The organism is Prevotella sp. S7 MS 2 (genome assembly GCF_000762865.1).
In the GTDB taxonomy this organism is placed as follows: Bacteria; Bacteroidota; Bacteroidia; order Bacteroidales; family Bacteroidaceae; genus Prevotella.
This window is the reverse complement of record NZ_JRPT01000019.1, coordinates 57478-71115: the sequence shown is the minus strand read 5'-3', so window position 1 is coordinate 71115 and position 13638 is coordinate 57478. Positions and strand designations below refer to the sequence as shown.

The window sequence follows — 13638 nt, the reverse complement described above, 5'->3', positions numbered from 1 at the left end:
CTTTTTGGTATGTATAAATAGATGTTTTACTTTGCGTATGCCACAGAACGAGTCTCGCGGATAACGGTAATCTTTACTTGACCGGGATAAGTCATCTCGTTCTGAATCTTGGTAGCGATTTCGCTTGATAGCTTTTCACTTTCAGCATCGTCCATCTTATCGGCTCCAACGATGACGCGAAGCTCACGACCGGCTTGGATAGCATAGGTTTTAGTCACACCGGGATAGCTTAGTGCGATAGCTTCCAAGTCGTTGAGGCGCTTGATATAAGCTTCTACAATTTCACGACGAGCCCCCGGACGAGCCCCGGAGATGGCGTCACAAACCTGTACGATAGGAGCGAGGAGACTCTGCATCTCTACTTCATCGTGGTGAGCTGCGATAGCATTTACCACATCGGGCTTTTCCTTGTACTTCTCTGCTATCTTACCACCATATAATGCGTGGGGCAATTCGCTCTCCTCGTCTGGCACCTTACCAATATCGTGGAGCAGTCCGGCACGCTTTGCCTTCTTTGGATTCAAGCCCAACTCACTGGCCATAACAGCACAGAGATTGGCAGTTTCACGAGCATGTTGCAGCAAGTTCTGACCGTAAGAAGAACGGTATTTCATCTTACCAACGATTCTTACAAGCTCCGGATGTAGTCCATGAATACCTAAATCGATGGTTGTACGCTTACCGGTTTCAATGATTTCGTTGTCTAATTGCTTCTTGACTTTAGCCACAACTTCTTCAATACGTGCTGGATGAATACGACCATCGGCTACAAGTTGGTGAAGAGCAAGGCGACAAATCTCACGGCGAACAGGGTCGAATGCACTGATAACGATAGCTTCGGGCGTGTCATCTACGACAATCTCAACACCGGTAGCAGCCTCAAGGGCACGGATGTTACGACCCTCACGGCCAATGATGCGTCCCTTAACTTCATCGTTATCAATATGGAATACGCTGACGGAGTTCTCAATGGCAGTCTCGGTAGCAACGCGCTGGATAGTCTGAATGACAATCTTCTTGGCCTGCTGGTTGGCATTGAGCTTGGCTTCGTCCATGATTTCGTTAATATAGCTGGCAGCATCAAGCTTGGCTTGGTCTTTCAAACTCTCAACAAGACGATTTTTTGCTTCCTCTGCACTAAGGCCTGAGAGTTCTTCAAGCTTTGCTCGTTCAAGGTCTTGCATCTTCTCTAAGTCTTGTTGTTTTACCTGCAACAACTTCTTCTCATTGTCGATGCGCTGCTGGTTTTGGTCTACTTCTTGCTTCTTTCGGCCAAGTTCTTCCTGTCGTTGGTTCAGCGACAACTCTCTTTGCTTCAACTTATTTTCTATCTGCTGAATCTTCTGATTGCGCTGCTGAACCTCTTTTTCAAGTTCAGACTTCTTATTGAGGAATTTTTCTTTTACTTCAAGGAGCTTCTTTTCTTTGATTACTTCTGCGTCTTTTGTTGCTGAATTAATCATTTCCTTGTATTTTCCAGTCATTACATAACGGAAAAGAGTATACCCGATACAGCTTCCCGCCAGTAGAGCCACAATGGCTATAATAACTATTGTTGTCATGTGTATATATGTATATTTTTAGTGTTAGCTTCTCAAAACTACTTCAGCGCGTCTTCAATTTCAGAAGTCAATGTCTTGAGAACTTCACTAAAAGGAGCCGTATCGTTGCGATCGGCTTCTCGCTCATATCGTAAAGCTATGTCTATCAGTGCCATATACAAAATCTCCTTATCACTTTTACGGCCCTTGAAAACCTCAGCATAGGTATTTACCGTATCAGTGATAAGTTTGGCAGCATCTCTATACAGTTTCTCGTCGGCCCGAACAATGTTGACCGACATCTCTGTATCATAGACATGTAATCTGATATGTAGTTTCTCTTTGTTGTCTTCTTCCATCACGACTTGTTATTTTTCACTGAGCAGCGTGATACATTTATTTACCTCTCGAATTAATTTAGAAACTCGTTTACTAGCTTCTTCCATATCGCCATCGGTGATTTCTATCATCTTGGCCATCTTAAGGCTGTTGTAATTCCTTTCTGCTTGAGCCAGTTGGCTTTCCAACTGCTTGATACGCACGTCCCTTTCGTCTACCATTGCATACAGATTATCGTTCTCCTTCTTGGTTTCAATGTATTGGAGAATCATCTGTCTGACACGTGTAGAAAAGAGAGATAGTATCTTTTCGTTAGCATCCATAGACTTACAATTTGGTTACAAATTTAATTGAATTAATCGGTTATTCCAAATAATACGTAAATTTTTATTTCTTATCTTCGTCTGTATTGTTCGGTGATTCCTTTTTGGCCAGCATCACTACTTGGTAGACGAAGTCGGTAATCCATTTCTGTGAGAATCCCAGTCGCTTGTTATACTGGCGAATAGTCAATACGGTTTTCATCACACCGGCATCGGTGTAGTCGTTTTTATTGAACACGTCGCTCACTGTTTTCTCTGTCATGCTGTAGATAGCGCGCTTGAAGAAGGAGGGGAGTCGGAGTTTGAACTTCATCAAATTGCCCATGAGCATCATCACGTCTTGTGTGAATCCTTGGAATTGGATGAGGTAAGTCTGCACGTCTTGTATCTTGTGGCAGTTTTTGCGGATGCTTTGGTCTATCTCTTTGAAGAATGTGTCATCAGTGTGATACAGCTCTTTGAGCATCTTCTTACACTGGTTACGCTCGCCAATACCGAGTTTGTTGTTGACTGTGGGCACGTGTAGGGTCGATTTAAACATGCGCAAGTCGGGGAGCATCGCTAGATTGTTGATACCAAGGTTGGCTGCAAGCGATGCTTGGAAATACACACGTACCAAGGTCATGTAGTCTTCCATTCCACCCACTTTGGCTGTACTATTCTTGCTTTTAAAAAGTTTAGAAAATATTCCCATCTTGTTGATTCTAATTGTGTTATTCTTGTTTGCTGCAAAGTTAGTGAAAGTTGAGCTAAAGACCAAAGGTTTCCTGTGGTTTTAGGTTGGTTCTTTGCATTAAAGAGCTAGTCTGTTTGGCTACTTGTAAATTCCTCGACTATCAGGTTGCAGTGTGGTTGCAGTGATGCTGTATAGCTTTTTCAATTTTGCTGAAGCGTTTTTGCAGGGATGTTGGAGTGTCTTTGCAGTGAAATTCTAGTGATGTATTATAAAAAGAATATGCTCTGAATAAAAGTTTTTAAGTGAACACATGAATCTTTATGTATTTTTGTTTATCTTTGCGGCAAATTAGAGATTGAATAATCATTCGTTCAGTTTTTGGTATGAAGCAGTCTGGAAACAGAAATGACCTTATAAGAATTTTAGTTGCGATTGGCGACTTTTTGGTGTTGAATGTTACATTATGGGCATTTATAGTGCTTATGCCAAATTTTGTACCATCATTTTCCCATGTCGCAACAAAGATGACATTGCTGGTAGCCAACTTCTCGATGTTGGTTAGCCAAATGTTGTATCATACCATCATTCATTTGCGTAGGGTAAACTTTGAAGACGCATTGAGCAGGGTGTTCAAACTGAGTGCATGCCAAGCAGTAGTGATGTACGTGATGCTGAGAATGATAGGTGTGCAGGAGCAGGTCTTGTATTGTTTGCTACTGTTGTTCCCCGCGGTCTTCTTCTTTCTCATGGTAACACGTCTTATACAGCGAGTGTTGTTGAAGCATTATCGCCAAATGGGGCGCAACACGCGTACGGTGCTGTTTATTGGGCTGATGTATCCCATTATTGCTATGTGCATCAAATTACAGAGTCCGGGCCCTGGGCTGTTCAAACAACAACGTACAGGACTGAATGGTCAGACCTTTAATTGCTTGAAATTCCGTTCCATGCACGTTAATGCAGATTCTGATAAGCAGCAAGCTACGAAGGATGATCCGCGAAAGTTTGCCTTTGGTAATTTCATGCGCAAGACAAATATTGACGAATTACCGCAGTTTTTCAATGTGTTGAAAGGAGATATGAGTATCGTTGGGCCTCGTCCACATATGCTTTACCATACAGATGTGTATCGTGATTTGATAGATAAATACATGGTTAGGCACTTTAGTAAACCCGGAATTACCGGTTGGACTCAGATAACAGGTTTTAGAGGTGAGACCAAGGAACTGTGGCAAATGGAGGAACGTATTAAACGAGATATATGCTATATCGAACATTGGTCATTCTGGTTGGATATTAAGATTATCATGAAGACTGCAATAGAATTCATGATACCGGATAAACGAGCATATTAATATGAAAGGAATTGTATTGGCAGGCGGTTCGGGTACGCGTCTTTATCCGATTACGAAGGGAATCAGTAAGCAATTGATTCCTATCTCTGATAAACCTATGATTTATTATCCCATATCTGTGCTCATGCTTGCAGGTATTAAGGATATATTAATCATATCTACCCCGTACGATTTACCCGGTTTCAAACGGTTGCTTGGCGATGGTCATGAGCTTGGAGTAAATTTTGAATACGCCGAGCAGCCTAGTCCCGACGGATTGGCACAAGCATTTATTATCGGTGAAGAGTTTATTGGTACAGACAGTGTGTGTCTTGTGTTGGGCGATAACATATTCTATGGCGCCGGCTTAACGGGTTTGTTGCATCAAAGTGTGAAAGATGCCGAGGAGCGTAACAAGGCTAGTGTCTTCGGCTATTATGTGAATGATCCAGAGCGTTATGGGGTTGCTGAGTTTGATGATAGATCTGGAAAATGTCTAAGTATAGAGGAGAAACCAGAGCATCCTAAGAGCAATTATGCGGTAGTTGGGCTGTATTTCTATCCTAATTCAGTGGTTGAAATCGCTAAAAACATTCGGCCTAGTGAGCGTGGAGAATTGGAAATAACGACTGTCAATCAAGAATATCTGGGACAGGACAAACTATTGGTGAAACCATTACAACGTGGTTTTGCTTGGCTTGATACCGGAACTCACGATAGTTTGAGTGAGGCTAGTACCTTTATTGAGGTTATAGAAAAGAGGCAGGGACTCAAGATAGCTTGTCTTGAAGAGATTGCTTTGCAGAATGGTTGGATAACCAAAGCGCAGGTGGCAGAGCTGGCTAAGCCTATGATAAAGAATGGGTACGGACAGTATCTCATGCGAATCTCTCAGAATTAATTACGAATAAAAATAATTAGATAATATTTAATAATGGAAGAGAAAAAGACCGTTGTTCCTGAAAATGCACAGGTACAGGAACAAGAAGAACAGTCATCATTTGACTTTCTAGCCCTCTACACGACATTAGTCTTAAATTGGAAATGGTTCCTTGTGTCGCTTATTATCTGTATTGGTGTCGCTTTGGTATATCTGAGATATGCTACTCCTATCTACCAATCGCAGACTAAATTGCTCATCAAAGACGATGACAACAACCGACGTGGTGGAGGTAACGCTTTGCAGAATATTACTTATTTGGGTATTATGTCCAATTCTAATGGTATAGACAATGAAATGGAGATTTTGTCTTCCCATTCTATTGCGGAGCGAACTGTTAAGAATTTGAAGCTATATACGACCTATTATAGTATAGGTAAGGTGAAAGATAACCTTTTATACAAGAATCAACCGGTCAATGTAGATATGGATTGGAAGTATCTGGATAAGTTGGTATTCCCTATTCAGTTGGAGCTGGAAAAGGCATCTGATGGAAGTTATCATATTACCGGTGAATATTATGCTGTCTACAAAGATGAGGTCGTGGAAGGACCATTTAGTATTGATGAGGTACTGAAATCACTTCCTGCTAAGATTTCTACGAAAGTAGGTATCTTGCGTTTTGAAAAGAACCATGCATATGTGGAGAATCCAAAGAAAAAGATGACCGTATCAAAGGCTGTGGTAGAGTCACCTAAGAATGTAGCTAACAAGTATGTACAGAGATTGGCGGTTAGCCCAACTTCTAAAATGACCACCATTGCACAGCTCGTTTTGAACGATGAACTGCCCGAACGTGGCCGAGATTATTTGAATCAGTTGATAGAATGCTATAATCTACAGGCTAATGAAGATAAGAACGAGATTGCTGTTCGTACAGAGGAATTCATTAATAGCCGTCTAGAAAAGATTAATGCAGAGCTTGGAAATACTGAGGGTGCTTTGGAATCTTACAAGCGTAACAACAATATGGTGGAACTAAAATTGAATGCTACACAGTCTGTGGCCAATCAAGATCAGTTCAGCCAAAAGTTAGTAGAGGCTAATACCCAGATGGCTTTGCTCAACGAGCTAAATGCAACTCTACACGAATCGGGTAATAGATATCAGCCATTGCCTTCTAATGTAGGTTTGAAAGATGAGAGCACAACAGCTCTTATCCAAAAATATAATGAGATTGTGTTGGAAAGAAACAGATTGTTGAGAAGCGCATCAGAGACCAGCCCGACGGTAACTCCATTGACAGCACAGCTTGATGATTTGTTGCTCAGTATCCAAAAGGCTATGGCTCAAGCTCGTAGAAACATGCAGTTGCAGCGCAATGCTGTGGCTTCTGAGTACCGTAGATATAGTGGTGAGGTAGGAGCATCGCCCGAACAAGAACGTATGTTGACTCAGATTGGTCGTCAACAGGAAGTTAAGTCCGGTTTGTATTTGATGTTACTCCAAAAGAGAGAGGAAAACTCTATCTCTTTGGCAGCCACAGCCGACAAGGGTAAGATGATAGATGCACCTGAGACCATAGGCAAGATAAGTCCCAAGAATGCCATAATTCTCTTGATATCATTGATATTGGCGATAGGTATCCCTGCTTTGGTATTGGTTGTTATGCAGTTCTTCAAATATCGTATAGAGGGACATCAGGATGTTGTACGCCTGACTCGTTTGCCTATTCTTGGTGATATTCCTGTGTCAAGTGATACGATTAAGACTCGTGGCGACGTTGTCGTGCATGAAAATAAGAACAATTTGATGGAAGAAGTCTTCCGTAGCATGCGTACCAATTTGCAGTTTATGCTACGCGAGGGGCAGAAAACAATCATCTTTACTTCTACTACATCTGGTGAAGGTAAGACTTTCTTGGCTGCCAACTTAGCCGTTTCGTTTGCTTTGCTAGGCAAGAAGGTTGTTTTGATAGGACTTGATGTGCGTAAACCTCGTTTGGCTGAGCTCTTCGAAATTGACGATCATCACCATGGTATAACCAATATTTTGGTTAAGGAAGAGCCGACCCAAGAGATGATACAGGCACAGACACTCCGTTCGGGAGTACATGAGAACTTGGATTTATTAATGGCCGGACCTATTCCTCCAAACCCTGCTGAACTTTTAGCACGCGAGAGTCTTGATAAGGTTGTCAATATTCTGAAGGGTATGTATGATTATGTATTGATCGATACAGCACCTATTGGATTGGTAACAGATACGCTCCAAATCAGTAGAGTAGGAGATGCTACAGTCTATGTATGTAGAGCTGACTATACTGCAAAAGAAAGCTTTGGCCTTATCAATTCTCTCCATAATGAGAATAAAATGCCGAATATGTGCGTAGCTATCAATGGTATTGATATGTCAAAGCGCAAGTATGGCTATTACTATGGCTATGGTAAATATGCGAAGTATGGTAAGTACGCACGTTATGGCAATGGTAAGTATGATTCCTATGGCTCTTATGGGCAATATGGCACTTATGGTTCTTATGGTAGTTATGGCAACTATTCGAACAGTCATTACGGAAAGAAGGACGATAATTCCATCAAGCGGTAATTATATGATAATACAAATTAGACTTTAAATAGAATAGATGACAATAGCAGTAGATTTCGACGGTACTATCGTCGAGCATAAATATCCTGAGATAGGAGAAGAATTGCCTTTCGCAACAGAGACGCTCAAGATGCTCATTAAAGACCAGCATCGGCTGATTCTTTGGAGTGTCAGAGAGGGAAAACTTCTAGATGATGCCGTTAATTGGTGTCGTGAGCGTGGAGTGGAGTTTTATGCAGTCAATCGGGACTATCCGGAAGAGGAAGAAGAAAAGAACAACCATTTCTCTCGTAAACTCAAAGTGGAGATGTTTATTGACGATAGAAACCTCGGTGGATTGCCCGATTGGGGGCAGATTTATCACATGATACACGACCATAAGACTTTCAACGACATCATGCGTGAGCGTTTGTCGCAGGGGATGTATCAAGAAGATGAGATGCCTAAGAAAAAGCATTGGTGGCAATTTTAATGCAAAAAAATAGTATAGAAGTTTTTATATGCTGTCAAGCGCGACAGTGTGAATTTTATTAAAGTTAAGAATTATGAGAGAGTGGGCTTGGTATTGTTACCGAACTCACTTGTTTTATTTAATACCATAGTCGTGAGGGAGTAGGGTAGAGATGTTAAAATAAAAAGAGATACGGATTTCTAGTTGCTTTATTCTTTGTCAAGTCTTCTAGTATTGATGGGTGTCCGACTTGGTAAATCAATAGTGGTAACTATCACCGTATCTCTTGTTACATCTGCAATCCATTCATATATTTATCTGATTGCAAAGGTAGTAGCTTTTATAAGATGTGTCAATACTTATAACTCGGTAATTGATATAATCATCATATATAGGTATGCTGAGTTGAAAATAGGCCTATTGTATAACAGGTGTAATAGAAATTTACCTAATTATAATGATTGTGCGAATCGTGTTTTTTTTGTTATTTTGCAATTTATAATATGGCTTTTGACGTGTTTGATGATAAGTATTCTTCCGTGAGGATGTTTAGAGGCGGGCGTAATCAAAAGTAATTAGCAAATGGTAGGCACAGAGCTGATGTTGCTGCAAGGCCGTGCCAGCATTTCTGTTAAGGCTATGCAGTATTGCTGCCGACGTATGGCAATATTGGTGAAAGAGCCTTGCAGCAATCTCAGCGAGATGTATGCTGAAGGTAAAAGACATTATAGGCCGAAGATGAAAGGAGTCTTTGAGCAGGTTGTTAACATGTAAATAGCATTTTACAGATGAAGAATCAAAAGATGTATGAATCCGGTGACCGGCTGATTTCGATTATCAGAGATAATTATAATATACTCCAAAGTCTAGGAGCCTTTGGCATAAACCTTGGTTTTGGAGACAAGACTGTGCAGGAAGTTTGTGAAGATCAAAATGTCGATACCTATACTTTCTTGGCTGTTATCAATTTTGCTATTAATGGTTATCGGGATTATGACGATGCCGACCGACTATCTATCCCTACATTGATTCAGTATCTGCGTGCGTCACATGCTTACTATCTGGATTTCCAACTGCCATTTATGCGCCAGCAACTCATGAACGCATTGGACGAGAAGGATAATTTGGCACGACTCATCATGAAGTTGTACGATGAATATGCACATGCCATTCGCTCGCACATGACGTATGAGGAGAAGACTGTTTTCCCATACGTGCATTCTCTTTTGAACAATGAGGCCGATACAAATTATGATATTGAGACTTACTCGAAGCATCATGGACAGACCGATGTAAAGTTGAGAGAATTGAAGAATATCATCATCAAGTATTTGCCGAGTGATGGATTGCACAACAACCAATTAACGGCTGCATTGTACGATATTTATAATAATGAGGAGTGGCTGGCTCAACATGCTCGTGTGGAAGATGAGATATTCACGCCGGCTATCAGGAGATTGGAGAAGAAAGCACGCCAAAGCGACGTCACGGTGAAGATTTCCAATATGATAAAGCAGAATCCTGATAGTGGGGATTTGTTGAGTGAGCGCGAGAAAGAAGTTATTATTAGTCTAGTACAAGGTATGACTAATAAGGAAATTGCCGACCATCTGTGTATCTCTATCAATACGGTTATTACGCATCGACGCAATATCGCGCGTAAATTGCAGATACATAGTCCAGCCGGACTTACTATTTATGCAATTGTAAACAACTTGGTAGACATATCTTCTGTCAAGTTGTAACTTGCTAGGAATATTAAATCTTATTGATATCTACGTATCCGTGCATTACTGCGTAGATGGTCAGAGCCGACACGCTCTTGAGTCCAAGTTTCTCTTGGATGTTCTTTCGGTGTGTAATCACAGTTGTCATACCGATATTTAATTGGTCGGCAATCTCTTTATTGATGTAGCCTTGAGCTACTAATGACAACACTTCTATCTCACGATCTGATAGAATTTTAGCCTTCAACACGTTGGGCATGGGAGGTAAATTCTTTCCATGTGAATGTCCATGTTGCGCTAACATGAGAAGCGATTTGATGAGTTGGTCTTCGGATACGTTGATACTCAGACAGCGGAAATCGCTTAGTTGGGAATTGGGATCGCTGGAAGTGGTAAGTACAAAGGTTTTTTGCTTGCGTTCCAAGAAAAACGCTCTATGCTCCAATACGATTTTAATGGATACGAAGTAGTGGAAGAAACCGTCAGTATTGTTGTTCTCCAATTCGTCGAAATTGCTGAAAGTTTCTATCGTCATGATGGGCATGACGTTTTGAAGTATTTGTTTGAGCCCTAGAATAGCTAAGGTGTTGTTGTCTATGATGGCAATTTTGGGTCTGCCTGAAGCTTCGTGTCTATTCATGCTACAAATATATTAAAAATCTTACAATAACTCGATTTGCATGTATCTTTTTTAGAGAAAGGGCGCCAATAAGTGTGCAAACCATCCTCTAAATTTCTGCCAACCGGTGCGCCAATGATTCCATTCCGCTTCAGTAAGTTTGAAACAATCTTTCTTCTCTACATCAAATAGATTGCTTAACTGCCTGGTTGTGCATGAATCTACGATGACAGCATTTTCCTCATAGTCCCAATTGAGACTTCTTGCATTGAGGTTTGCACTGCCTACTGTGCACAACTTGCCGTCTACCATGATGATTTTCGTATGGTGGAATCCCGGCTTGTACATCCAAATATTGCATCCGTGTTTCATCAGTTTGTGCGCATTGTAGAAGCCACAGTCGGGAGTTAGCGGAATATCGCTCTTGATACTGAGCATGATTTCGACCTTGACGCCACGCTTGACGGCATTCTTTAATGCCTTCTTAATGCGGTGATTTAGAGTAAAGTAGGGGTTGATAATCTTAATACTATCGCGTGCCGACTGGATGGCAGAGGTGTAGAACTCGCGTATTATCTCGTTCGAGCGTACGGGTTCTCGGTTGATAATGCCCACCATCTTGTGATAGGCGGTAGCGGTGGTGTCTGGTTTGAGTCCTTGGAAATCATCTGTAGATTCACCTCCTCTGAAGTATTGCGCTCCGTGAATGTCTTGATTGGTGGTTTTATTCCATATTCTGAGGAAAATACTTTGTAGCGTATTCACCTCATTTCCCTCTATACGACAGTGCATGTCGTGCCATTCGCCTACAACTTTTGTTCCGTTTATGTAGTAGTCGGCGACGTTCATACCTCCTGTATAGGCAATTTTTCCATCGATGACTACAATCTTTCGATGGTCTCTAGAGAAGACATGATTAATCCATGGAAACCTTAATGGATCGAATTCGTAGATTTCTATGCCGTTTTCTCGTATTTTTTTGAGATGTCGTTTCTTTAAGGGTTTATTGTTAGAAGAGTTTCCGAAAGCATCAAATAAGGCTCTCACTTCCACTCCTTCCTTTGCTTTCTCGGTCAAAAGGTCGAAAAGTTGATTGGCAATAGAGTCGTTGCGGAAGTTGAAATATTCTAGATGGATGGATTGTTTGGCTTGACGAACAGCTTTGAATAAATCGTCAAATTTCTCTTGTCCGGTCATTAAGAGTGTTACGGAATTGTTGTGAGAGAACTTTATTCCATAGTTCCGCAAGTGCTGAACGACTAGAGAATCACTAGACTGTGCATATCCCCAGCTGTAAACAAAGAGATATGCACAGATAATTATAAAGCGTTGGATATGATATTTGGGTAAAGACATTCTCCTTTTTAAATCATACAACTATAATGATCTACTACACCAAGGAGTTTCTTTTCGTTGTCTGTCACTAGAACAGTGTGTATCTTATATTTGTGCATGATACGTTGAACCTCGGTAATCTTAGTTTCCGGCAATACCATCTTGGGTTCACGGGTCATAATATCACTGACTGTATGATTGAAAAAGTCGGCTTGCCATCTTTCCATGGCGCGTCGAATATCCCCGTCGGTAATCAATCCTGAAATCTTACCGTCCTGCAATGAGATACCCAAACCTAGTTTTCCTTTGCTCACATCAATAATGGCTTCGCCCAAATGTGCCGATTCCGAGATGATAGGCATATCGTTGCTACGCATCACATCTTCTGCTGTTGTGAGCAGCCGTTTGCCAAGTTCGCCTCCGGGATGGAATTGTGCGAAGTCTCTAGATTGGAATCCTCGCACTTGCATTAGGGCAATTGCCAGCGCATCTCCCATGGCTAAAGCAGCCGTTGTACTACTTGTGGGAGCCAAATTTAGCGGACATGCCTCTTTCTTCACATGCACTTTGATATGTGCATTGCTGTATTTGGCTAAGAGAGAGTTCTCGTTACAGGTCATCGAAATGATGGGAACGTTCATGTGGAGTACCACAGGAATGAAGCGAAGCAACTCGTCTGTCTGCCCCGAATTGCTGAGTGCCAGCACCACATCGTCTTGTGTCATGACACCTAAATCGCCATGGTACACATCCAAAGGATTGATAAAGAAAGCCGGTGTGCCCGTACTTGCCAGTGTGGCAGCTATCTTTGCACCCACATTACCGCTTTTTCCTACACCGGTGATAATGATTTTCCCGTGACAATGGTACATCATATTCACAGCATCTTCAAAGTTATGGTCTAGTTGGGGAATCAATTCCAACAAGGCTTCTGCTTCATCTTTGATGCATTGTTCGCCCCATTGTCTTATTTGTTCGCGCTGTATATCGTTGATAGTATCTTTTTCCATTAGAGTAATTCCTTGATAAGTGATTCTAATTTATGCAATTCCAGCATGTTCGGGCCGTCTGATAAGCCTTGGTCGGGAGTAGGGTGTACCTCAAAGAAGTATCCCGTTGCACCGAATGCTTTGGCTGCTTTAGCCATTGCCGGTACGAATTTGCGGTCTCCACTTGTACTTCCATTTCCCCCTCCGGGACGTTGAACGCTGTGCGTACAGTCCATAATGACAGTCTGTACTATTTCTTTCATGTCCGGGATATTGCGGAAGTCAACAACCAAATTATTATATCCAAATGAGTTACCTCGTTCTGTAAGCCACACCTCTTTAGCCCCACTTTCGAGTGCTTTCTGTACGGGGAAGCGCATATCATTGCCGCTTAAGAACTGTGCTTTCTTGATGTTGACGATGCGTCCGGTGCGGGACGCTGCTATCAAAAGGTCGGTTTGGCGGCATAAGAATGCTGGAATCTGAAGAATATCACACACCTCTGCTACAGCTTCGGCTTGATAACTTTCGTGTATATCAGTGGTAATTTTCAGCCCATAACGTTCTTTTACCTGTGTCAACATTTGCAAACCTTTCTCCAATCCCGGTCCCCTGAACGAGTGTAGTGAGGTGCGATTGGCTTTGTCGAAAGATGCTTTGAATACGATTTGAGTATTTAATGTTTTGTTGATTCTGATAATTTCTTGCGCAACGGTGTCCAAGAGTTCTTGCGACTCTATCACACATGGTCCCGCAATGAATATGGGTTGTTGTTGATTATTAGACATCTTAGATGATTGTTTTATGCAAAAGTAGT

14 protein-coding genes are annotated in these 13638 nt (G+C 41.7%); 6 read left to right on the top strand and 8 right to left on the bottom strand.

The features are described 5' to 3' along the window. Positions 1-26: 26 nt before the first annotated feature. The 4 genes from rny to HMPREF0671_RS04580 form a co-directional block, all read right to left on the bottom strand. Positions 27-1562 carry a ribonuclease Y gene (gene rny / locus HMPREF0671_RS04595; protein ID WP_036897217.1) on the bottom strand — a complete coding sequence of 512 codons (1536 nt, stop codon included), beginning with the start codon at positions 1560-1562 and terminating at the stop codon, positions 27-29. A 38-nt stretch (positions 1563-1600) separates the two neighbouring features. Continuing rightward, complete coding sequence (locus HMPREF0671_RS04590; RefSeq protein WP_036897215.1) at positions 1601-1900, bottom strand: cell division protein ZapA; 300 nt, start codon at positions 1898-1900, stop codon at positions 1601-1603. A 9-nt stretch (positions 1901-1909) separates the two neighbouring features. Further along, entirely contained in the window at positions 1910-2203 is a 294-nt protein-coding gene (locus HMPREF0671_RS04585) for a hypothetical protein (RefSeq protein WP_036897212.1), read from the bottom strand. A gap of 64 nt (positions 2204-2267) precedes the next feature. Next, on the bottom strand, positions 2268-2897 hold the full coding sequence (locus tag HMPREF0671_RS04580) for a hypothetical protein (protein WP_036897209.1): 630 nt from the start codon (positions 2895-2897) through the stop codon (positions 2268-2270). A gap of 365 nt (positions 2898-3262) precedes the next feature. Between HMPREF0671_RS04580 and HMPREF0671_RS11950 the strand changes: the two genes are divergently transcribed. The 6 genes from HMPREF0671_RS11950 (at position 3263) to HMPREF0671_RS04550 (ending at position 9896) form a co-directional block, all read left to right on the top strand. Then, entirely contained in the window at positions 3263-4234 is a 972-nt protein-coding gene (locus HMPREF0671_RS11950; RefSeq protein WP_084589723.1) for a sugar transferase, read from the top strand. A gap of 1 nt (position 4235) precedes the next feature. Next, positions 4236-5114 (top strand): glucose-1-phosphate thymidylyltransferase RfbA, encoded by an 879-nt coding sequence (gene rfbA / locus HMPREF0671_RS04570; protein WP_036897206.1) that lies wholly within the window; start codon positions 4236-4238, stop codon positions 5112-5114. 33 nt (positions 5115-5147) lie between these two features. Next, positions 5148-7700 carry a polysaccharide biosynthesis tyrosine autokinase gene (locus HMPREF0671_RS04565; RefSeq protein WP_036897204.1) on the top strand — a complete coding sequence of 851 codons (2553 nt, stop codon included), beginning with the start codon at positions 5148-5150 and terminating at the stop codon, positions 7698-7700. Between the two features lie 37 nt (positions 7701-7737). Further along, a complete protein-coding gene (locus HMPREF0671_RS04560) occupies positions 7738-8172 on the top strand; it encodes a BT0820 family HAD-type phosphatase (RefSeq protein WP_036897201.1) in 435 nt (144 codons plus the stop codon). 561 nt (positions 8173-8733) lie between these two features. Further along, complete coding sequence (locus tag HMPREF0671_RS04555; protein WP_036897198.1) at positions 8734-8925, top strand: hypothetical protein; 192 nt, start codon at positions 8734-8736, stop codon at positions 8923-8925. A 14-nt stretch (positions 8926-8939) separates the two neighbouring features. Then, positions 8940-9896, top strand: coding sequence for a LuxR C-terminal-related transcriptional regulator (locus tag HMPREF0671_RS04550; protein WP_036897195.1), 957 nt, complete (start codon positions 8940-8942; stop codon positions 9894-9896). A gap of 13 nt (positions 9897-9909) precedes the next feature. On the opposite strand, the gene HMPREF0671_RS04545 is transcribed toward HMPREF0671_RS04550, so the two are convergent. The 4 genes from HMPREF0671_RS04545 to kdsA are packed head-to-tail and all read right to left on the bottom strand — an operon-like array spanning position 9910 to position 13609. Continuing rightward, positions 9910-10518: a response regulator transcription factor gene (locus tag HMPREF0671_RS04545; RefSeq protein ID WP_052052836.1), complete on the bottom strand. Its 609-nt coding sequence runs from the start codon at positions 10516-10518 to the stop codon at positions 9910-9912. 51 nt (positions 10519-10569) lie between these two features. Beyond that, positions 10570-11853 carry a cardiolipin synthase gene (gene cls / locus HMPREF0671_RS04540; protein WP_036897189.1) on the bottom strand — a complete coding sequence of 428 codons (1284 nt, stop codon included), beginning with the start codon at positions 11851-11853 and terminating at the stop codon, positions 10570-10572. An 8-nt stretch (positions 11854-11861) separates the two neighbouring features. Continuing rightward, on the bottom strand, positions 11862-12842 hold the full coding sequence (locus tag HMPREF0671_RS04535) for an SIS domain-containing protein (protein ID WP_036897187.1): 981 nt from the start codon (positions 12840-12842) through the stop codon (positions 11862-11864). Further along, positions 12842-13609 carry a 3-deoxy-8-phosphooctulonate synthase gene (gene kdsA, locus HMPREF0671_RS04530; protein ID WP_036897185.1) on the bottom strand — a complete coding sequence of 256 codons (768 nt, stop codon included), beginning with the start codon at positions 13607-13609 and terminating at the stop codon, positions 12842-12844. The genes HMPREF0671_RS04535 and kdsA overlap by 1 nt, the downstream gene beginning before the upstream one ends. Between the last annotated feature and the right edge of the window lie 29 nt (positions 13610-13638).